Here is a 21140-nt window from a genome sequence, read left to right as displayed (position 1 = left end):
ACTTGACAGTTACTAGCTTGTGAAATGGTTTGTCAACTGTCAGTGGCTGACACTACCGTTCGCGGTATGACTAGTCAGACCACTGTCGACAAGGCGCCACCGAGCCCGGACCCCGCGGAACCTCTGGGCCCGACGCCCTCCAAGGGGCGGCGCGGCCACCCTTGGCTGACTCTCTTCTCCGTGGCCATCGGCGTCATGATGGTGGCCCTCGACGGCACCATTGTCGCCATCGCGAACCCGGCCATCAAAACCGACCTCGGTGCGTCGTTCGCCGACGTCCAGTGGATCACCAACGGCTACTTCCTCGCGCTCGCCGTGGCGCTGATCACCGCGGGGAAGCTGGGCGACCGCTTCGGCCACCGGCAGACCTTCCTCATCGGCGTCACCGGCTTCGCCGCCGCCTCCGGGGCCATCGGGCTCTCCCACAGCATCTCCCTGGTGATCACCTTCCGGGTGCTCCAGGGGCTCTTCGGCGCGCTGCTGATGCCCGCCGCGCTCGGTCTGCTGCGGGCCACCTTCCCGGCCGAGAAGCTCAACATGGCCATCGGTATCTGGGGCATGGTCATCGGCGCCTCGACCGCCGGCGGACCGATCCTCGGCGGCGTGCTGGTCGAGCATGTGAGCTGGCAGTCCGTCTTCTTCATCAACGTGCCGGTGGGCGTGCTCGCCCTCGTGCTCGGCGCGCTGATCCTGCTGGACCACCGGGCCAGGAACGCGCCCAGGTCCTTCGACGTGCTCGGCATCCTGCTGCTCTCCGTCGCGATGTTCGCGCTGGTCTGGGCGATCATCAAGGCCCCCGAGTGGGGCTGGGGCGCCGGGATGACCTGGCTCTTCATCGTCGCGGCGGTGGTCTGCTTCGGCGGATTCGCCTACTGGGAGACGAAGGTCAGGGAACCACTCGTCCCGCTGGCGCTCTTCCGCTCCGTACCGCTCTCCGCCGGTGTGGTGCTGATGGTCCTCATGGCCGTCGCCTTCCTGGGCGGGCTCTTCTTCGTCACCTTCTACCTCCAGAACGTGCACGGCATGAGCCCGATCGACGCCGGTCTCCATCTGCTGCCGCTCACCGGCATGATGATCGTGGGATCGCCGCTCGCCGGGCTCCTGATAACCAAGGTGGGCCCCCGGATCCCGCTGGCCGGCGGCATGGTGTTCACCGCCGCGGCCATGTTCGGCATGTCCACCCTGGAAACGGACACCAGCAGCCTCACCATGTCCGTCTGGTTCGCGATGCTCGGCTTCGGCCTCGCCCCGGTGATGGTCGGCGCGACCGAGGTCATCGTGGGCAACGCGCCGATGGAGCTGTCCGGCGTGGCCGGCGGCATCCAGCAGTCCGCCATGCAGATCGGCGGCAGCCTCGGTACGGCCGTACTCGGCGCCGTGATGGCCTCGAAGGTCTCCAGCGATCTGCCGGGCAACTGGACGGCCGCCGGGCTGCCCCCGCTCACCGCCGCCCAGTCCGGCCCCGCGACCGAGGCCGTCCAGGTCGGGGTGGCGCCGGTCTCCCCGGACCTGCCGCCCGCGGTGGCCCAGCAGATCACCACCGTCGCGCACGACACCTTCATGTCCGGCATGAGCCTGGCCAGCCTCGTCGCCGCCGGAGTCGCGGCCGTGGCGGTCCTCGTCGCCCTGCTGACGAAGCGCGGCGACAACGCGGACGCCGCGGGTGGCGGGGTGCACATCTGACGTCAGCCGCCGGCTGACCCGGCGTCAATTCCACGCCCAACACAGCCCCGCCGGAAGGTTCCGGCGGGGCTGTCGCCTATCCGGGTGGAGGGTGGCCACACCCTCTTCCGGCACCCTGAGTCGCAGGTCAGAGTGGTGGTGCCGGGACCGCGACAGGCGCCCCGGGCACCACATGGACACGTCCGGCGTATACACACGCACGACGGACACGACACACGGGGGCCGAACGCAATGACTCGTACCACCACGACGCCGCGCACCACCAGCACGACGCCGCGCACCACCACGACGCCGCGTACCGCCACGACCGCCTTCCGCCGTACGACGAGGACCGTCGGCACCGCCGCCGGGGCCGCCTTCGGCGCGCTCACCCTCGCCGTCCTGCTGCCCCAGACCGTCACCGCGGCGCCGGCCGCCCAGGCCGCGCCGCCGCGTCTCGGGGCGTGCGCGGCGGGCGAGCTGTGCCTGTGGGCGAAGGACGACTTCAAGGGCGCCCGGCAGACCCACGAACTCTCCGGGACCGACATCGACAGTTGTGTGCCCCTCCCGGCGGGCACCACCGCCCACTCCCTCGCCAACCGCACCGGCCGGCCCGTGACGACGTACCAGTCCGCCACCTGCGGGGAGACCGGGGAGTTCGAGACCTACCCCGGCACCGGCACCTGGCTGCCCAGCTCCCCGTACCGGGTGAGGGCCTTCAAGATCTGGGAGCGATGACCGGGCCCCGCCGGACGCCGGAGGGCGGCGGAACCGTCCAGGTCCCACCGCCCTCCGTACGTACCGGCACATGGCGCCCGTGGTCAGGCGTCGCCGCCCGCCGCGCCCGGGTCCGCCGCCGACGCGTCCAGGAGCTGGTAGTGGTCCACCGCCTGCTTCAGCGCGGAACGGTCGACCTTGCCCTCCCTGGCCAGCTCGGTGAGCACCCCCAGCACGATCGACTGCGCGTCGATGTGGAAGAAGCGGCGGGCCGCGCCCCGCGTGTCCGCGAAGCCGAAGCCGTCCGCGCCCAGCGACTGGTACGTACCGGGCACCCAGCGCGCGATCTGGTCCGGCACGGAACGCATCCAGTCGGAGACCGCCACGAACGGGCCCGTCGCGTCCGAGAGCTTCCGCGTCACGTACGGAACCTGCTGCTCCTCCTCCGGGTGCAGCAGATTGTGCTGCTCCACCTCGACCGCCTCACGGCGCAGCTCGTTCCAGGACGTCGCCGACCAGACGTCCGCCCGGACGTTCCACTCCTCGGCGAGGATCCGCTGCGCCTCGACCGCCCACGGCACGGCCACACCGGACGCCATGATCTGCGCCGGGATCTCGCCCCGCTCGCCCTTCCGGTAGCGGTGGATTCCCTTGATGATCCCGTCGACATCGACGTCGGCGGGCTCGGCGGGGTGCTGGATCGGCTCGTTGTAGACGGTGAGGTAGTAGAAGACGTCCTCGCTGTCCGGGCCGTACATCCTGCGCAGCCCGTCCCGGACGATGTGCGCGATCTCGTAGCCGAAGGCCGGGTCGTAGGCGACACAGGCCGGGTTAGTCGAGGCCAGCAGATGCGAGTGGCCGTCGGCGTGCTGGAGTCCCTCGCCGGTCAGCGTCGTACGGCCGGCGGTCGCGCCCAGGACGAAACCGCGCGCGAGCTGGTCGGCCATCTGCCAGAACTGGTCGCCGGTCCGCTGGAAACCGAACATCGAGTAGAAGACGTACACCGGGATCAGCGGCTCGCCGTGCGTGGCGTACGCGGAGCCCGCCGCGATCAGCGAGGCCGTGCACCCCGCCTCGGAGATGCCGTCGTGCAGCATCTGCCCGGTGGGGGACTCCTTGTACGCGAGCAGCAGCTCACGGTCGACGGACTCGTACTGCTGGCCCAGCGGGTTGTAGATCTTGGCGCTCGGGAAGAACGAGTCCATCCCGAACGTGCGGTACTCGTCGGGCGCGATCAGCACGAAGCGCTTGCCGATCTCCTTGTCCCGCATCAGGTCCTTGAGGAGCCGGACGAACGCCATGGTGGTGGCGATCGACTGCTGGCCGGATCCCTTTCTGACCGCCGCGTAGGCCTGGTCGCCGGGGAGCGTCAGCGGCTTCGCCCGGACGACCCGGGTCGGTACGTACCCGCCCAGCGACCGGCGCTGGTCGTGCATGTACTGGATCTCCTCCGAGTCCCTGCCCGGGTGGTAGTACGGGGGCGGTCCGTCCTCCAACTGGCTGTCGGTGATCGGCAGGTGCAGCCGGTCCCGGAAGCCCTTGAGGTCGGCGACGGTGAGCTTCTTCATCTGGTGGGTCGCGTTGCGGCCCTCGAAGTTCGGTCCGAGCGTCCAGCCCTTGACGGTCTGCGCCAGGATCACCGTGGGCTGGCCCTGGTGGGCCTTGGCCGCCGCGTACGCCGCGAAGACCTTCCGGTGGTCGTGGCCGCCCCGCCCGAGGTGCAGGATCTGGGCGTCGGTCATGTTCTCGACCATCGCGCGCAGCCGCTGGTCGTCGCCGAAGAAGTGCTCGCGGATGTACGCGCCGGTCTCGGTGGCGTACGTCTGGAACTGCCCGTCCGGTGTCGTGTTCAGCCGGTTGACCAGCACACCGTCGCGGTCCTGGGCCAGCAGCGGGTCCCACGAGCGGTCCCAGACCAGCTTGATGACGTTCCAGCCCGCGCCGCGGAACTGGGACTCCAGCTCCTGGATGATCTTGCCGTTGCCGCGGACCGGGCCGTCGAGGCGCTGGAGGTTGCAGTTCACGACGAAGGTCAGATTGTCCAGGCCCTCACGGGCGGCGATGGAGAGCTGCCCCAGGGACTCGGGCTCGTCCATCTCGCCGTCGCCGAGATAGGCCCACACATGGGAGCCGGAGGTGTCGGCGATACCGCGCGCCTCCATGTAGCGGTTCATCCGGGCCTGGTAGATCGCGCCGAGCGGGCCGAGGCCCATCGAGACGGTCGGGAACTCCCAGAAGTCCGGCATCAGCCGCGGGTGCGGATAGCTGGAGAGCCCGTACGGCGCCTTCGACTTCTCCTGGCGGAAGGCGTCGAGCTGCCTCTCGCTGAGGCGGTCCAGCAGGAAGGCGCGGGCGTAGATCCCGGGGGAGGCATGGCCCTGGAAGAAGATCTGGTCGCCGCCGTCACCGCCGTCCTTGCCCCGGAAGAAGTGGTTGAAGCCCACGTCGTACAGGGAGGCGGAGGAGGCGAACGTGGCGATGTGGCCGCCGACCCCGATCTCCGGACGCTGGGCGCGCGAGACCATGACCGCGGCGTTCCAGCGGGTCGCGTTGAGGATCTTGCGCTCGATCTCCTCGTTGCCCGGGAAGAACGGCTCGTCCTTGGTCGCGATGGTGTTGACGTAGTCCGTACTGCGCATCTCGGGAACGGCCACGCGCTTCTCGCGCGCCCGCTCGATCAGCCGGAGCATCAGATACCGGGCACGCTCACGGCCTCGCTCGTCGACAGCGGCGTCGAGTGAGTCGAGCCACTCCTGGGTTTCTTCGGGATCGAAGTCCGGGACCTGGCTGGGAAGGCCGCCAATGATGATCGGATTGCGATCGGATCCGGAAGCCACGCTTGTCCTTCGCTGGTCGGGTCGTGTCGTGCCCCGCACGCGGACGATGCGGTGCACGCCGTCGGGATACTGCTGTTCCGCGGGTACGTACGCCGCATCCATCGTGTACCGCGACGACGGAAACGTCATCTCTACTGAGGGGTAACCCGGATTCCCCGGGAAATTCCCGAGGCCGGGCCCGCTCGGGGACGGTTCCCGCGACGATCAAATCGCAACCTTACGCCCATCCCGTCCATCCGTTTCGTTCGGTCGTTCGGGCCGGATTGGGGCACCGAAACGGCATAACATGGCAAAGAAGGAGGAAACGTGTGGCCCAGGTCACGCGCGGTGGGGTCGAAGTGGCTGGAGATGCGGCGAAGGCGCCCGGAACGTCACCGTTTCGGCGGTCTCGGCGGCCGGGTACTTGCGCGATCCGCCCCGCCCGTGTGGACTACGGCCAATGCCCCGCGTACGCGCGCGGCCCGAAGCGTTTAAACGAAACATGATCAGGAGGCAATCCGTGAGCGCGACCGCGGACCACGCGGAGGAACGGACCAACCTTGCCGTGAGGCTTGGGTTCGAACCCGGACAGGTGGTCCAGGAGATCGGTTACGACGACGACGTCGACCAGGATCTCCGCGAGTCCATCGAGGCCATCACCGGCACGGACCTTGTCGACGAGGACTACGAGGACGTGGCCGACGCCGTCGTCCTGTGGTTCCGTGACGAGGACGGCGACCTTACGGACGCGCTGGTGGACGCCATCGGTTTGATCGAGGACGGCGGAGTGATCTGGCTGCTGACGCCCAAGACCGGCCGTGACGGCTACGTCGAACCGAGCGACATCAACGAGGCGTCCCAGACCGCGGGCCTGTCCCAGACCAAGAGCATCAACGCGGGCAAGGACTGGACCGGCAGCCGGCTCGTCACGCCCAAGGCGGCGAAGAGCAAGCGCTGACCCCCTGCGCCGCCTCGGGCGCGCGATGAAGCGGCAGCCCCTGGTGCCGCCACCGGCACCAGCGACGTGACCAGTGAGCCCCCGCCGATCTCCTCGGCGGGGGCCCTTTGCGTACGCCCGGGTCCGGATCCCGTCGGCGGGAGGGGTTGCGTAGGCTCGGGTCCACACAGGCGTGTGGGCCGGATGCCGCCCCTGGCATCAGGGCCGCTCCGCCGAGCCCTTCGAAAGGACGTGCATCCATGGCGATCGAGGTCGGCACCCCTGCCCCGGACTTCGAACTGAAGGACAACCACGGGCGGACCGTGCGGCTGTCCGACTTCCGCGGGGCCGACGCGGCCGGCGGCGCCAAGAACGTGGTGCTGCTCTTCTACCCCTTCGCCTTCACCGGTGTGTGCACGGGCGAGCTGTGCGCCCTGCGCGACGAGCTGCCCTCGTTCGTCAACGACGACACCCAGTTGCTCGCCGTCTCGAACGACTCCCCCCACACCCTGCGGGTCTTCGCCGAGCAGGAGGGCCTGGAGTACCCGCTGCTGTCGGACTTCTGGCCGCACGGCGAGGTCTCGCGCGCGTACGGGGTCTTCGACGAGGAGAAGGGGTGCGCCGTCCGCGGCACCTTCATCATCGACAAGGAGGGCGTCGTGCGCTGGAGCGTCGTCAACGCCCTGCCCGACGCCCGGGACCTCGACGAGTACGTCAAGGCCCTCGCGTCCCTCTGACCGGCACGGCCTGACCGGCACGGCAGCGCGTCCGCGCCGCACATCCCGGGCGGGCGCGACATCCCGTACGGGCGCGACATCCCGTAACCGACCACCGAAAACGCGCCGTGGCCGGGAACCGGTCACTAGGATCCAGTCGTTGATCGGATGCCAACGCTTCACACCATAGGGAGGACTCGTGGGAGTCAGCCTCAGCAAGGGCGGAAACGTCTCGCTGACCAAGGCCGCGCCCAACCTGACCGCGGTCACCGTGGGTCTGGGCTGGGACGTACGCACCACCACCGGCAGTGACTTCGACCTCGACGCCAGCGCCCTGCTGACGAACGCCGAGGGCAAGGTCACCGTCGACGGGAACTTCATCTTCTTCAACAACCTCAAGAGCCCCGACGGCTCCGTCGAGCACACCGGTGACAACCTCACCGGTGAGGGCGAGGGCGACGACGAGGCGATCAAGGTCAACCTGGCCACGGTCCCCGCCGACGTCGAGAAGATCGTCTTCCCGGTCTCGATCTACGAGGCGGAGAGCCGCCAGCAGTCCTTCGGCCAGGTGCGCAACGCGTTCATCCGCGTGGTCAACCAGGCCGACAACAACGAGCTGGCGCGGTACGACCTGAGCGAGGACGCCTCGACGGAGACCGCGATGGTCTTCGGCGAGCTGTACCGCAACGGCGCGGAGTGGAAGTTCCGCGCCATCGGCCAGGGGTACGCCTCGGGCCTGCGCGGCATCGCCCAGGACTTCGGCGTCAACGTCTGAGTCCGACCGCTCCGTCCGTATCCCCGTCTCCGGCGCCGCACCTCCTGTGCGGCGCCGGACGCGTACCGGGTTCGTACCGGTCCCGGAGAGTAGGTGCGCCGATACGGCCGGGGACGGCATGATCTCGGTACGGGCACGAACGGCATGACCGGGTACGGAACGGGCAGGACCTCAGGCGCGTCCCGCCTGTCGGCACCGAACGAACATCACCTCGGGGAGGACTCACCATCATGGGCGTCACACTCGCCAAGGGAGGCAATGTCTCCCTCTCCAAAGCCGCACCCAACCTCACCCAGGTGTTGGTCGGGCTCGGCTGGGACGCCCGCTCCACCACCGGAGCGGACTTCGACCTCGACGCCAGCGCGCTGCTCTGCCAGTCAGGGCGCGTACTCGGCGACCAGTTCTTCATCTTCTACAACAACCTGACGAGCCCCGAGGGCTCCGTCCAGCACACCGGGGACAATCTGACGGGTGAGGGCGAGGGCGACGACGAATCGCTGATCGTCGATCTCTCCCAGGTCCCCGCCCACTGCGACAAGATCGTTTTCCCGGTCTCGATCCATGACGCCGACAATCGCGGCCAGACATTCGGCCAGGTCGCCAACGCGTTCATCCGGGTCGTCAACCAGGCCGACGGCCAGGAACTCGCCCGGTACGACCTCAGCGAGGACGCCTCCACGGAAACGGCGATGATCTTCGGCGAGCTGTACCGGTACGGCGGTGAATGGAAGTTCCGGGCCGTGGGCCAGGGGTACGCGTCGGGCCTGCGAGGCATCGCTCTAGACTTCGGGGTCAACGTTTCGTAAAGCAGTACGCTGCGCGGGGGAAAACCCGTTAATCACCAGATGGGGTAGCCAGTGATCCTGAAAACCTTCGGCTGGTCGTTCGCCATCACGGCGGTCGGCCTGGCCTTCGCGGCCTGGCAGTGGGGGTGGGAGGCGTTCGGGATCGTACTGATCCTGTCGATCCTTGAGATCTCGCTGTCCTTCGACAACGCGGTCGTCAACGCCGGGATCCTGAAGAAGATGAATGCCTTCTGGCAGAAGATCTTCCTCACCGTCGGCATCCTCATCGCCGTCTTCGGTATGCGACTGGTCTTCCCCGTCGTCATCGTCGCCATCAGCGCCAAGGTCGGGCCGATCGAGGCCGTCCAGCTCGCGATGGACAACCCCGGTCGTTACGAGGACCTGGTCACCGACGCCCACCCGGCGATCGCCGCCTTCGGTGGCATGTTCCTGCTGATGATCTTCCTGGACTTCATCTTCGAGGACCGGGACATCAAGTGGCTCGCCTGGCTGGAGCGCCCGCTGTCCAAGCTCGGCAAGGTCGACATGCTGTCGGTCTGCGTCGCGCTGATCGTCCTGCTGGTCGCGGCCATGACCTTCGCGACCAACGCGCACACCAGCACCGGATACGCGGACAAGTCGGCCACCGTACTGCTGGCCGGGATCGCCGGTCTGATCACCTATCTCATCGTCGGCGGCCTCTCCGGCTACTTCGAGGACAAACTCGAAGAGGAGGAGGAGCGCGAGCACGAGGAAGAGGAGAAGGCCAAGGCCGAGGGCAAGGAGGTCTCCGCGATCGGCCTGGCCGGCAAGGCGGCGTTCTTCCTCTTCCTGTACCTGGAGGTCCTGGACGCGTCCTTCTCCTTCGACGGTGTGATCGGTGCCTTCGCCATCACGAACCACATCTTCTGGATGGCGCTGGGTCTCGGCATCGGCGCGATGTACGTCCGTTCGCTGACGGTGTACCTGGTCCGCCAGGGCACCCTGGACGACTATGTCTATCTGGAGCACGGCGCGCACTACGCGATCGGTGCGCTGGCCGCGATCCTGCTCATCACCATCGAGCACTCCATCAACGAGATCATCACGGGTCTGGTCGGGGTCGTTCTCATCGCGGCCTCCTTCTGGTCCTCCGTGCGCCGTAACAAGGCGCTCGAAGCGGAAGGCGGCGCCAAGGACGCCGACGGGGACAAGGCGGCGCTCCACGTCTGAGCGCATGCTCCGGTGAGCCCTCCCGTGAGCCGGTGCTCAGGGGTGTGACAAGGAGCGGATCCAGGGAACCCTGTTGAACGGGGCGGCCAAGAGGCGGGAGCCTACCGGCCGCCCCGTTCTTCCGTGCCGAAATGACGGTTTGTTGGCAAGCGGTTTGCCGGCGAGCAGACGACGAGTGGATGACTGGAGTGGGGTGGGGGCATGGCCTTCTGGGACAACCTGTGGCAAGGGCAAAGGGCATCGCAATTCGATTCGGGCAGTGCGTCCAACTCCATCGAACTGACCAAGCGGCGCCCGACGATCTCGCTCTCCAAACAGGGTGCGGCGACCGGAAATCTCCGGGTGAACCTCTCCTGGCAGATGCGTACCTCCGACATCGGGGGGCGCTCGCGCCAGAGCGGCAAGCTCCTGGGCAACCCGCTCAAGCTCTTCAAGCCCGAGGTCGTCCAGGCCCATACACAGGGTGTGGTCAACGTCGACCTGGACCTCGGCTGCATGTACGAGCTGAAGGACGGCAGCAAGGGCGTCGTCCAGCCCCTGGGCAACTTCCTGGGGGACCTCAACGACCCGCCGTACGTCAAGCTCAGCGGCGATGACCGGTTCGGGGCGGGTTCGGGGGAGACCGTCTATGTCAATCTCGACAACCGGGACGAGATCAAGCGCCTGCTGTTCTTCGTCTACATCTACGACCAGACGCCCGCGTTCAACCGTACGCACGCGCATGTGACGCTCTACCCGAGCAACGGCCCGCAGATCCAGATCGACCTCGACGACGACGAGCCGCAGGCCAGGTCCTGCGCGGTCTTCTCGCTCCAGAACGTCAAGGGCGATCTGGTCGTCCGGCGCGAGGTGAAGTACGTGTACGGCTTCCAGGCCGAGCTGGACCGGCTGTACGGCTGGGGCCTCCAGTGGGGGCGCGGCTACAAGGCGAAGACCTGAGGCGGCCTTGAGCCGGCAGGACCGGCGCTTGAGCCGGGAGGACCGGCGCTTGAGCCGGGAGGACCGGCGCGGGCGCCCCGGACCGCGCGGAGCGCCGGCGGGCGGACGGCCGGTGGGCCGTCCGCCGGGCGGTGGGCCGCGGCCGGGCGGGCTACTGCCGGGCGAACTGCGGGCCCATCGGAGGCAGCCGGAAGTGCGGGTCGGGGGCGGGCGCCGCGGCGGCGGCCGGCTGCGGATAGCCGTACGCGGGCTGCGGATGCGGCGCCGAGACGGGCTGCGGATAGCCGTAGGGCGGCTGGGCCGAGGGCAGGTCGGGCTGCGGATAGCCGTACGCGGGAGGCAGGACCGGGGGCGGCGGGAGCTGGGCCGCGGGCCGGGTGGCCGCCGTGGCGTCAGGACCGGGGTGGAACACGGTGTCGGCGCCGGGGTCGACCGTGAAGGCGCCCTCCTCGGGCCCGTCCGACCCGTCCGCCCCACCGTCGGAGTCGTCGCCGTTCGTGCTCTCCGTGTCGTCGACCGAGATGCCGAACGCGGTGGCGAGTCCGATCAGCCCGGTCGGATACCCCTGTCCCACGGCACGGAACTTCCAGGCGTCGCCGCGCCGGTACAGCTCGCCGCAGATGATCGCGGTCTCCTCGCCGGTCTCCGGCTGCACGTCGAAGACGGCCAGCGGCTCGCCGTCGGCCGCGCCCGCGTCGTACAGCATGATCCGCAGATCGCTCACATGCTGGAAGCCGGCGCCGTCCGAGGAGGCGGCCAGCACGACCTGTTCGACCGAGGGGTCGAGGGCGGTGAGATCCGCCTCGACCGAATCGGTCAGCCACTCGCCGACCTGCTTCTTGGGCAGCCGGCGCACCACCCCGGACGGATGCCTCGGCTGGTTGTAGAAGACGAAGTCCTCGTCGGACCTGACCCGGCCGCCGGAGCCGAGCAGCAGCGCCGAGGCGTCCACATCCGGGACCCCGGCACCGGGCGTCCAGCGCAGCACGGCTCGTACGGCCATGGCGTCGAGGGGGACGTTCGAGCCCTTGAGCATCGCGTGCGTCATACCGGCCATCCTGCCTTCCCACCGCCCACGGGGACAACGTGGCGGCCCCTCCGCCACGTTCCGTCCTGCCGGCCGTACGACCGGTACGCCGGTGGAGCCACCGTGAAGCAGACGAGTTACCAGGATTTCATGCGCCCGGGGAACTCTTGACACCCGTCCATACGTACTATTACCGGCCACATGACCAACGGTCCATTTTGGCGGTACGGGGGATTTACATGCGTCATTTCGGGCATATCCCGCCCGCTGCCCGCAAGGGCCTGTTCCACCAGGAGCCGTGCGAGTTCACCGCCGGGTCCCCCGCCAGGCTGCTCTCGGCCGCCCTCGGGGCCACCCTCTACAGCCCGGCCACCCGGCCCCGGCTGGCGGACGACGTACGGAAGCAGGCCGGACGCGGGGTCGTCTCCATGGTGCTCTGCCTGGAGGACTCCATCCACGACGCCGAGGTCGAGGACGCCGAGGCCAATCTGGTGCGCCAGTTCGCCGAACTCGACGCGTGCGGGGCCGAGACACCGCTGCTCTTCGTCCGCGTCCGCGAACCGGACCAGATCCCCGACCTCGTCCGGCGTCTGGGCGCCTCGGTCCGGCTGCTGTCCGGATTCGTACTCCCCAAGTTCACCGAGGAGCGCGGCACCGCCTTCCTGGAGGCCCTGGCCGAGGCGGAGGCCGCCTGCGGGCGCACGCTCTACGCCATGCCCGTCCTCGAATCGCCCGAACTGCTCCACCTGGAGACCAGGACGGAGACGCTGACCGGCATCGCCCGCGCCGTCGACAAGTACCGCGAGCGGGTGCTGGCCCTGCGCCTGGGCGTCACCGACTTCTGCTCGGCGTACGGACTGCGGCGGTCGCCCGACATGACGGCGTACGACGTACGGATCGTCGCCGGGGTCATCGCGGACGTCGTCAACGTCCTGGGCCGCGCCGACGGCACCGGCTTCACCATCACCGGCCCCGTCTGGGAGTACTTCCGGCTCCAGGAGCGCATGTTCAAACCCCAGCTCCGCCGCAGCCCCTTCCTCGAAGGGCGCGCCGAGGAGCTGCGCACGGCCCTGATCGAGCACGACCTCGACGGCCTGCTGCGCGAGATCGAACTCGACCGGGCCAACGGGCTCATGGGCAAGACGTGCATCCACCCCTCGCACGTCCCGCCCGTGCACGCGCTCTCGGTCGTCAGCCACGAGGAGTTCAGCGACGCCCAGGACATCCTGCGTCCCGAACGGGACGGCGGCGGGGTGCTGCGCTCCGCGTACACGAACAAGATGAACGAGGTGAAGCCCCACCGCGCCTGGGCCGAGCGCACCCTCCTGCGCGCCGAGGTCTTCGGCGTCGCCCGCGAGGACGTCGGCTTCGTGGAGCTGCTGACGGCCGGACTCGCGCAGTGAGCGGGAGCGAGGGGACGCACGGACCACGGCGCACCGCCACCACGAGGATCACCGACACGGAGGAGAACACCGGCATGGTCTGGTCGGGCACATGGGTCGCCGAGCGGCTGGGCATCGAACTGGCCGGCGACGACGGGCTGCGGGACCTGCTCGGGCTCGCCCTGCGCCGCAACCCCAAGCGCGCCCACCTCCTCGTCTCGAACGTGCTGGGCAAGCACGTGCCGCAGAGCCCCGCCGTCGTCCACGGAACGGGCGTCGAGCTGGGCGAACGGGTACGGGAGCTGCTGGGCCCCGAGGTCGCGCGGGCGGTGGTGCTCGGTTACGCGGAGACCGCGACCGGGCTCGGCCACGCGGTCGCCGACGGCGTACGCCACGCCCCCTACCTGCACTCCACACGCCGTGCCGTCGCGGGCGTGGCGCGCGCGGGCGGCTTCGAGGAGTCCCACTCGCACGCCACCTCCCATCTGCTGCTGCCGGAGGACCCCGGGCTGCTGGCCTCGGACGGGCCGCTGGTCCTGGTCGACGACGAGTTCTCCACCGGCAACACCGTCCGCAACACCATCCGGGCCCTGCACGACCGCTACCCCCGGCGCTGGTACGTGATCGTCGCCCTGGTCGACATGCGGTCGCCCGCCGACCAGGGGCGGCTCGCCGAGTTCGCCCGGGAGCTCGGGGCACGCGTCGACCTGGTCACGATGGCCTCCGGTACGGTCCGGCTCCCGGACGGCGTCCTGGCGAAGGGCCAGGAGCTGGTGGCACGGCACGAGGCGCCGGTGCCGGTGGCTTCGCCGGTGCCCGGGCCGCGCTCGGAGTCCGGGGCGCCCGCCCCGGTGTCCCGGGTCGCCCTGGAGTGGCCCGCCGGGGTCCCGGACGGCGGCCGGCACGGCTTCACCCCGGCCCACCGGGCGGAGCTGGAGACGGCGCTGCCCGCGATGGCCCGCGCCCTCGCCGCCGCACTGGGCGATGCCCGGCGCGTGCTCGTCCTCGGCTTCGAGGAGCTGATGTACGCGCCGCTGCGGCTGGCCGGGGAGCTGGAGCGTCGTTACGGGGACGAGGGCGCGGCGGCCCAGGTGCGGTACTCCACCACGACCCGCTCACCCGTGCTGGCCGTGGACGACCCCGGTTACGCGATACGCAGCCGTCTGGTCTTCCCCGCCCACGACACCGAGGCCCTTCCCGGCGGCGCGGAGAACGGCGGCGACCGGTACGCGTACAACGTCGCGGGCGGCGGCTTCGACGCCGTCGTCGCCGTGGTCGACTCCGTCGCCGACACCCCCGCGCTGCACGCCCCCGACGGCCTGCTCGCCCGCCTCGCCGAGCACACGCCCCGTGTGCTCCTGGCGGTCGTCCCCTCGTACATCCCCCCGTACGGCTCACAGACGTACGGCTCACAGACGCAGAGCCCGGCGACGCACCTCCCAGAACGGCAGGACCCCCGCATGCTGCCCGAACCCCTCCGGGGCCCCGCCTTCTCCTCGTACGCACCCGAGGACGTGGGCTGGCTCCTCCAGGACCTCTCCGACGTCGAGCTGGAAGCCCCGACCGAGGAGCGCGAGGAGGCCATCCAGAGCGGGGGCGCGCACTACGCCGAGTCCCTGCCCGTCGAGTACCAGCCGAGCGCGCGCTACCAGGAGCTGTTCGCCGCCGCCCTGGAGACCTCGGCGGCCCGGGTCGCCCGCGCCGTCGGCACGGTCACGGAGACGGTCCTCGCCGAACGCTCGCCGCGCCCCGTACTGGTCTCGCTGGCCCGCGCCGGCACGCCCGTCGGTGTCCTGATGCGCCGCTGGGCCCAGCACCGCCACGGCCTCGACCTGCCGCACTACGCCGTCTCCATCGTGCGCGGCCGGGGCATCGACTCCAACGCCCTGCGCTGGCTCGCCGCCCACCACGACCCGGCCGACGTGGTCTTCGTCGACGGCTGGACCGGCAAGGGCGCCATCACCCGCGAACTGGCCGAGGCGCTGGCCGGGTTCGACGGCTTCGACCCGGAGATCGCGGTCCTCGCCGACCCGGGCGGCTGCGTCCGGACGTACGGCACCCGCGAGGACTTCCTCGTCCCCTCCGCCTGCCTCAACTCCACGGTCTCCGGGCTGATCTCCCGTACGGTCCTGCGCGCCGACCTGGTCGGCCCGGACGACTTCCACGGCGCGAAGCACTACCGGGAGCTGGCCGGGGCGGATGTCTCGCAGCACTTCCTCGACACCGTCGCGGCCCGCTTCGACGAGGTCGCGGACGCGGTGGCCGCCGAGGCCAAGGAACTCCTCGCGGCGGACCGCGCCCCCACCTGGGAGGGATGGGCCGCCGTCGAGCGGATCAGCGAGGAGTACGGCATCCACGACGTGAACCTGGTCAAGCCCGGCGTCGGCGAGACCACCCGCGTCCTGCTGCGCCGCGTCCCCTGGAAGATCCTCGCGCAGCGCGGCGCGGGCGCCGACCTCGACCATGTGCGGCTGCTGGCCGAACAGCGCGGGGTGCCCGTGGAGGAGGTCGACGGCCTTCCGTACACCTGCGTCGGGCTGATCCACCCCCAGTACACCCGGGGCGCGACCGGCGCCGACGGCAAGGCGGTGGCGACCGCGTGAGTACGGCCCCCACCGCGGCCCCGACCCTGGCCCCGACCCTGGTCGCCAGCGACCTGGACCGCACCCTCATCTACTCGGCCGCCGCCCTCCAGCTACCGATGCCGGACGCCGAGGCGCCCCGGCTGCTCTGCGTCGAGGTGTACGAGAGCCGGCCGCTGTCCTATCTGACGGAGACGGCCGCCGCTCTCCTGGACCGGCTCGCCCGTACGACCGTCTTTGTACCGACGACCACCCGTACCCGCGAGCAGTACGGCCGGATCCGTCTGCCGGGCCCCGCGCCGGAGTTCGCGATCTGCGCCAACGGCGGCCATCTGCTGGTCGACGGCGTCTCCGACCCGGACTGGCGGGACGAGGTCGCGGCACGGCTGGCCGCCGAGTGCGCGCCGCTCGACGAGGTCCGCGCGCATCTGAGCGCGACCGCCGACCCGGAGTGGCTGCTCAAGGAGCGGGTCGCCGAGGACCTCTTCGCGTATCTGGTGGTCGACCGTGCCCTGCTGCCGGAGGGCTGGGTGAAGGAGCTGGCCGACTGGGCGGGGGAGCGCGGCTGGACGGTCTCGCTCCAGGGCCGCAAGATCTACGCCGTACCGCGCCCGCTCACCAAGAGCGCGGCCGTACGGGAGGTGGCCCGCAGGACCGGCGCCGGGCTCACCCTGGCCGCCGGGGACTCACTGCTCGACGCGGACCTGCTGCTGGCCGCCGACCGGGCATGGCGCCCCGGCCACGGCGAACTGGCCGAGGGGAACTGGCGCGCGCCGCGGGTCGACGTACTCGCGCACACGGGCGTCGCGGCGGGCGAGGAGATCCTGCGCCGTCTGCTGGCCGTCGCGGGGTCCTGACGCTCGGGTCCCGGCGCTCGGGTCCCGCCGCCGTCCCTGGCGGGCTCAGCCGCAGCAGCCGCCCCCGCAGCATCCGCCGCCCCCTCCGCCACCGGCGGCGGGGGCCGGGGCGCCGCCCTTGGCCGTACCGCCGACCGCGACGGTGGAGAGCAGCTTCACGGTGTCGTCGTGCCCCTCGGGGCAGGCCGCGGGGGCCGCGGACTCCGCCATCGGACGGCTGAGTTCGAAGGTGTCACCACAGGAGCGGCAGCGGTACTCGTAGCGAGGCATACGCCTCAGATTATCCGACGTCCAACTGCCCGCGGGCGCTCTCGCCGCTCTCTCCGCTCGCGGCCATGGCCTTCAGCCGCTCCTCGCGGGCGGCCTCCTCCGGGTGGCGGGCCCGCCAGTACGGGTTGTCGTGCGGCAGGCCGCCGCTGACTCTGCCGTACATCCCGAAGAACATCAGCAGCAGCCCGACGACGAAGCTGAAGAGCACGTTCTGGAGGTGGAAGGCGAGGAAGTTCCAACTGGTTTCCAGCAGCGCCAGATTGATGAAACCGCTGAGGATGAAGAGGACACCGAGGACCATGTTGAGTGTCGACGCGGTGTTCCCGCCGATCACCATGCCGGCCAGCAGCAACACCCCGACGCAGATGGACAGGACGCTCAGCGTGCCGTTGGCGTTGAGTCCCAGCACGCGCTGACCGCCCGTACCGAAGAACCCGATCCGGTCCATCAGCCCGAGGATCCCGAAGGCGATCAGAGCCATCCCCATCAGCCCGGCGCCGACGCGGTAGACCTGGTTGAGCCGGTGGTCCAGCGGAAGCTGCGCGTCGAGCCTGACGCGTGTGCGGCCGCCTCCTCGCCGGCCGGTGGAGCGACGGCCGGCTTCTCGGTTGCGCGGTACGGCGCCGGGGGAGTGGCGGATCGCGGGGCTGGCCATGGGCGGCCTCCTTCGGGGGCGGCACGCTGGTGGTATGTACGTATCCATACATATCCGTACGTTTCACCATGCTCCGCCCGTGGAGGCGGCCCGACAACTCGACGGTCCCGGCGGAACCCGCTGTGGCCGCCGGTCCGCCGCTGTGGCCGCCGTCAGCCGCCCTGCCCCGCGCCGCGCTCCTCGCGGATCTCCGAGACCACCCGCGCCACCCGGTGCCGTACCGCCTCGGTCTCGGTCAGGAAGTGCCAGTAGTCCGGGTGGCGGCCCTCCAGCGAGGACACCGCCCGGTCCAGCCGCGCCACCGAGTCGTCCAGCGGGCGGGCATGCCGGGGCTCCGGGGTGGTCCGGCCGGACATGGCCAGGCGCTGCGCGTCCCGGATCGCGAACCGCGTACGGTCGATCTCCCGCTGCGGGTCCTTCGACACCGCGTTCAGCCGCTGGAGCCGGTCCCCGGCGGCGGAGACCGCCTCGTCCGTACCGTTGAGCAGTGCCCGCGCCGTGCTGAGCAGCGACGTCGCGTCCGCCCACCGCTGCTCCTCGCGCGCCTTGGCCGCCTCCGCGAGCTTCTCCTCCGCCTGCCGTACGCTGCTCGCCGCCTGGTCGGGGACCTGCTGGAGGTCCTGCCAGCACGCCGCGGCGAACCGCCGCCGCAACTCGCTGAGCACCGGGTCCACCGTCCCGGCGCGGGTGGTGAGGGCCTGCGCGCGGGTACGCAGCGACACCAGTCGCCGGTCGATCTCCCGGGCCCGCTCGGGCAGCCGCTCGGCCTCGGACCGTACGGACTCGGCGTCCCGCTTGACCCGGTCCGCGCGCTGTAGGGTCTCCGCGACGCCGTGCCGGCCCGCGCCCTGGTTGAGCATGGTCAGCTCGGGGGCGAGCGCGGCGAGGCGGGCCGCGAGGTCGTCGGCCCGCAGCCCGGCGTCCCGTACCGCGTCCAGCGCGTTGCTCGCGGCCAGCAGCGCCTGCCGGGCCCGCTCCACGGCGGGCGCGAGGCGCGCGAGCTGTGTCTCGGCCTTGTCGAGCAGCGGCCCGAGCCCCTGCTCGAACCGGTCGAGGTCGCCCTTGACCCGGTCCAGCTCCTGCTTGGCCCTGGTGAGGTCGCCGCGCGCCTGGGAGGCGGCGGACGGCTCCAGATCGTCCTTGTCCAGGTCGTGGGCGTCCACGGCGGTGATGTAGCCGTGGCTCACCTCGTCGATCCGCTGCCCGAGCGCCGCGAAGTCGGCCACGGCCTTGCGGGCGCCGGGCGAGCTGTCCACCGCGGTGATCGTCTCGATGGAGATCCGCAGATCGCGCTGGGCCGTGTCCAGCTCGTAGAAGGAGGCCGCGGCCGCGTCCTTCGCCGCCTGCGCGTCGGCCCGCAGACTCTCACCACGACCCCCGAACCAGCGCCGCGTCCCGCCGCCCGCGAAGGCCCCGGGCACGGCGCCCACCAGCAGCGGCAACGGCAGCAGGACCAGCGTCAGCGCGTCCCTGAGCCCCACGAACGCACCGCGGCGGCCCGGGCGCCCCGTACCACCCTCCGCCGATCGACCGGCGCCACTGAGGGCACGTCCGTCGGCTCCCGCGTACGGCCGCGCGTGTGTCGCCGTCACATCACTCTCCCGTGCCGAGTCGCCCTGCCCTCGTACATTCTCCCACCTGGTAATGACGAACACACGGGCCGGATAGTTCGCACCGCGCACCACGACCTTCCGCCCGCGACCCGGGACCTGGCCCGTGACCGGGGACCTGGGCCCCGGGGCCCGGGGCCCGGGTGCGCGACCTGGGTTTGCGACCTGGTCCCCTGGGCCATGTACGCTGTTCCCTCATCCACGGGTGCGTAGCTCAGGGGTAGAGCGCTGCTCTTACAAAGCAGATGTCGGCGGTTCGAAACCGTCCGCGCCCACCAGTACTTGACCAGCAACGGAGCCCCGAACCAAGATCGGTTCGGGGCTCTTCTGGGCAGATTTAGGAGATCTTTAGGAGATCAACTCTGGGGAGATCCAACTCTCGACCCGTTGGCGACCTGCTGACCGCGCAGCCACCTCGCCTCCAGAGCATCCAACCGATGCTTCCGCATCTCTGGCGTCACATGCTCGTAGGTCCCCTCAATATCCTTCGGCACCCACCCCATCGTCAAGAACCTCAAAGCCCGGTCCACCCGGTCATCCTTCATCCACGTGTCGTGGGTATGCCGAGCCCCCCGCATCGTGAACCCCTCGGCAATCGGATCCCACCCCTTCCGGCCGACGAACCCCCGCTTCTTCGGAATCGCGTCCCTGCCGTCCGCCGCGGGCCGCAGCACCCGGCCGAAGTTCCCCCGCCGCCACCACGACCCGTCAGGCGTCGTGAACGGGTACTCCGACGGCCATCCATCAATGTGCTCCTCAATGAGACGCACCAGGAACGGCGGCACATCCACCTCCCGGGCCGAGTACTTGTTCTTCGGCTTCCCCAGGTAGAGGCGCACCTCCGCCGCCGGCTCCTTCCTCCGGTTCGCCTTCCACCCCTTCGCCCGGCATTCCTCAAGCCGCGCATCCTCTGCGGCGTGCCACGCGATCAGGCCGTCTGCGTCCAGCTCGAACTCGTCCTCATGAAGAGACCCCACCTTGGGGTCAATGCGGATGACATGCCGCACGAAGGGCTTTCCGTCGATCGAGTCGACCCGCTTCAGCAGACAGTTGTCCTTGTGGAGCCCGGTCAGCTCGCCCCATCTCAGGCCGAGGTAGCAGTCGGCCACCACCATCAGCCCGTGAACCCCGCCGAGCCGCTCGTGCAGGCGGTAGGCGCCGTCCGGCTGCACCCATACCTCTTCCTTGTCGGCGGCAGCCTCCTTGCCGCCTTGGACGGCGATCTTCCGCCCGTACAGCTTGTTCGCGACGATGTATCCGGCATCCTCCGCCCCGGTGAGGATCGAGCTGAGGAGACTACGGGCGTGCCCTACCGTCACCGCGTCGTGCTTCTGGACGGCGCGCGTCGCCCACGCCTTGACCGCGAACACGTTATTCACATCACCCAGCGGCGTGAACTCCCACTCAGGCAGCAGCAGATGCTTCAGCAGATGTCGCCGCTTCGTCGCCGTGCCGGGCCGCGGGCTGTTCGCCTTCTTCCAGATCTCAACCCACTGGCCGAACGGCGTGTTCATCTTCGCCGGGTCCACCCAAGATCCCGACCGCATTGCGGCTTCTTGTTCGTCGCCCCATGACTCGGCGAGCTTCTTCGTGTCGAACCCGGGCTTGCTACCCCAGCTTCCGTCGGGCTTGAGGTATCGGCAGCGCCAGGTGAACTGCTTGGTCTGCTTGCCGTTGCGGACTTTGTACACCTTTTCGGCATACGCCATTGGGCACCTCGCTGTGAGACTGCGGTAGAGGCGGCGAATGGTGTCGGTTGCCGCCCCTCCGGTGAGCTTTCCTTACGCGCCGGATGGGCCGATGCGATTCGGCAGCACGGCTACACGCCTGCGCCCCGCACCCAGGTGAGGGTGCGGCCAGCGAGCATGCGCCGGAGGGCATCGGCGCCCTCTTGGCTGATGACGTCCTTGTCGAAGATGTAGAGGATGTAGTCCTCGTCGTCTTCTATCGCGACGCGCACGCCCGTGGGGAGGTCGTGCCGTCGTGCGACGGTGACGTGGATCGGGCAGGCGCTATGCCCGGGCCGGTTGCCGCGCTCTACCCATCGCTTCGCCTGCCGTGTGATCATCTCGGACAGCTCTGCTTCGAAGCCCGCTTTGAGGTCTTTACCGCTGAACCGGATGACGATCATCGTGATCTCGTCGCCGTCGTAGCAGTCCTCGATGGTCACTACTCCGGACGGCAGGCTGTGCTCGCGC

18 protein-coding genes and 1 tRNA gene are annotated in these 21140 nt (G+C 69.9%); 12 read left to right on the top strand and 7 right to left on the bottom strand.

Going from position 1 to position 21140, the window contains the following annotated elements; all coding sequences use genetic code 11:
* Positions 1–66 precede the first annotated feature (66 nt).
* Together ACIQ7D_RS18255 and ACIQ7D_RS18250 are read left to right on the top strand one after the other, a co-directional pair.
* Positions 67–1683, top strand: coding sequence for an MFS transporter (locus tag ACIQ7D_RS18255; protein ID WP_403938648.1), 1617 nt, complete (start codon positions 67–69; stop codon positions 1681–1683).
* Between the two features lie 231 nt (positions 1684–1914).
* Entirely contained in the window at positions 1915–2400 is a 486-nt protein-coding gene (locus ACIQ7D_RS18250; RefSeq protein WP_403938646.1) for a peptidase inhibitor family I36 protein, read from the top strand.
* An 83-nt stretch (positions 2401–2483) separates the two neighbouring features.
* On the opposite strand, the gene aceE is transcribed toward ACIQ7D_RS18250, so the two are convergent.
* On the bottom strand, positions 2484–5216 hold the full coding sequence (aceE, locus tag ACIQ7D_RS18245; RefSeq protein WP_403938644.1) for a pyruvate dehydrogenase (acetyl-transferring), homodimeric type: 2733 nt from the start codon (positions 5214–5216) through the stop codon (positions 2484–2486).
* 499 nt (positions 5217–5715) lie between these two features.
* On the opposite strand from aceE, the gene ACIQ7D_RS18240 reads away from it, so the two are divergent.
* The 6 genes from ACIQ7D_RS18240 (at position 5716) to ACIQ7D_RS18215 (ending at position 10559) form a co-directional block, all read left to right on the top strand.
* On the top strand, positions 5716–6153 hold the full coding sequence (locus ACIQ7D_RS18240; protein WP_403938642.1) for a DUF3052 domain-containing protein: 438 nt from the start codon (positions 5716–5718) through the stop codon (positions 6151–6153).
* A gap of 239 nt (positions 6154–6392) precedes the next feature.
* Positions 6393–6869 (top strand): peroxiredoxin, encoded by a 477-nt coding sequence (locus ACIQ7D_RS18235; protein WP_384997098.1) that lies wholly within the window; start codon positions 6393–6395, stop codon positions 6867–6869.
* 178 nt (positions 6870–7047) lie between these two features.
* Positions 7048–7623, top strand: a complete 576-nt coding sequence (locus tag ACIQ7D_RS18230; RefSeq protein ID WP_384997096.1) for a TerD family protein — start codon at positions 7048–7050, stop codon at positions 7621–7623.
* A gap of 230 nt (positions 7624–7853) precedes the next feature.
* Entirely contained in the window at positions 7854–8429 is a 576-nt protein-coding gene (locus ACIQ7D_RS18225; protein WP_403938640.1) for a TerD family protein, read from the top strand.
* Between the two features lie 51 nt (positions 8430–8480).
* Positions 8481–9620, top strand: coding sequence for a DUF475 domain-containing protein (locus ACIQ7D_RS18220; RefSeq protein ID WP_403938638.1), 1140 nt, complete (start codon positions 8481–8483; stop codon positions 9618–9620).
* Between the two features lie 201 nt (positions 9621–9821).
* Entirely contained in the window at positions 9822–10559 is a 738-nt protein-coding gene (locus ACIQ7D_RS18215) for a Tellurium resistance (protein WP_403938636.1), read from the top strand.
* Between the two features lie 151 nt (positions 10560–10710).
* On the opposite strand, the gene ACIQ7D_RS18210 is transcribed toward ACIQ7D_RS18215, so the two are convergent.
* On the bottom strand, positions 10711–11607 hold the full coding sequence (locus ACIQ7D_RS18210) for a TerD family protein (RefSeq protein ID WP_403938634.1): 897 nt from the start codon (positions 11605–11607) through the stop codon (positions 10711–10713).
* Positions 11608–11825: 218 nt separating this feature from the next.
* Between ACIQ7D_RS18210 and ACIQ7D_RS18205 the strand changes: the two genes are divergently transcribed.
* The 3 genes from ACIQ7D_RS18205 (at position 11826) to ACIQ7D_RS18195 (ending at position 16407) form a co-directional block, all read left to right on the top strand.
* Complete coding sequence (locus ACIQ7D_RS18205) at positions 11826–12989, top strand: HpcH/HpaI aldolase/citrate lyase family protein (protein ID WP_403938632.1); 1164 nt, start codon at positions 11826–11828, stop codon at positions 12987–12989.
* Positions 12990–13063: 74 nt separating this feature from the next.
* Complete coding sequence (locus ACIQ7D_RS18200; protein WP_403938854.1) at positions 13064–15571, top strand: phosphoribosyltransferase; 2508 nt, start codon at positions 13064–13066, stop codon at positions 15569–15571.
* On the top strand, positions 15568–16407 hold the full coding sequence (locus tag ACIQ7D_RS18195) for an HAD family hydrolase (RefSeq protein WP_403938630.1): 840 nt from the start codon (positions 15568–15570) through the stop codon (positions 16405–16407). The genes ACIQ7D_RS18200 and ACIQ7D_RS18195 overlap by 4 nt, the downstream gene beginning before the upstream one ends.
* A 45-nt stretch (positions 16408–16452) precedes the next feature.
* On the opposite strand, the gene ACIQ7D_RS18190 is transcribed toward ACIQ7D_RS18195, so the two are convergent.
* From ACIQ7D_RS18190 to ACIQ7D_RS18180, 3 genes are all read right to left on the bottom strand, one after another.
* Positions 16453–16677, bottom strand: a complete 225-nt coding sequence (locus ACIQ7D_RS18190) for a zinc ribbon domain-containing protein (RefSeq protein ID WP_403938629.1) — start codon at positions 16675–16677, stop codon at positions 16453–16455.
* 10 nt (positions 16678–16687) lie between these two features.
* Positions 16688–17332 carry a DUF4383 domain-containing protein gene (locus ACIQ7D_RS18185; RefSeq protein WP_403938628.1) on the bottom strand — a complete coding sequence of 215 codons (645 nt, stop codon included), beginning with the start codon at positions 17330–17332 and terminating at the stop codon, positions 16688–16690.
* A 152-nt stretch (positions 17333–17484) separates the two neighbouring features.
* Positions 17485–18924 carry a hypothetical protein gene (locus tag ACIQ7D_RS18180; protein WP_403938626.1) on the bottom strand — a complete coding sequence of 480 codons (1440 nt, stop codon included), beginning with the start codon at positions 18922–18924 and terminating at the stop codon, positions 17485–17487.
* A 221-nt stretch (positions 18925–19145) separates the two neighbouring features.
* On the opposite strand from ACIQ7D_RS18180, the gene ACIQ7D_RS18175 reads away from it, so the two are divergent.
* A tRNA-Val gene (locus tag ACIQ7D_RS18175) sits at positions 19146–19220 on the top strand.
* A 78-nt stretch (positions 19221–19298) separates the two neighbouring features.
* Here the strand turns inward: ACIQ7D_RS18175 and ACIQ7D_RS18170 are convergent.
* Positions 19299–20651 carry a hypothetical protein gene (locus tag ACIQ7D_RS18170; protein ID WP_403938624.1) on the bottom strand — a complete coding sequence of 451 codons (1353 nt, stop codon included), beginning with the start codon at positions 20649–20651 and terminating at the stop codon, positions 19299–19301.
* 110 nt (positions 20652–20761) lie between these two features.
* Positions 20762–21112, bottom strand: coding sequence for a hypothetical protein (locus ACIQ7D_RS18165; protein WP_403938623.1), 351 nt, complete (start codon positions 21110–21112; stop codon positions 20762–20764).
* Positions 21113–21140 lie beyond the last annotated feature (28 nt).

The sequence above is a fragment of the Streptomyces sp. NPDC096310 genome (genome assembly GCF_044763125.1).
Classification (GTDB): domain Bacteria; phylum Actinomycetota; class Actinomycetes; order Streptomycetales; family Streptomycetaceae; genus Streptomyces.
Note: the sequence above shows the minus strand (reverse complement) of the source record. Positions and strands in the feature narration are given on the sequence as shown.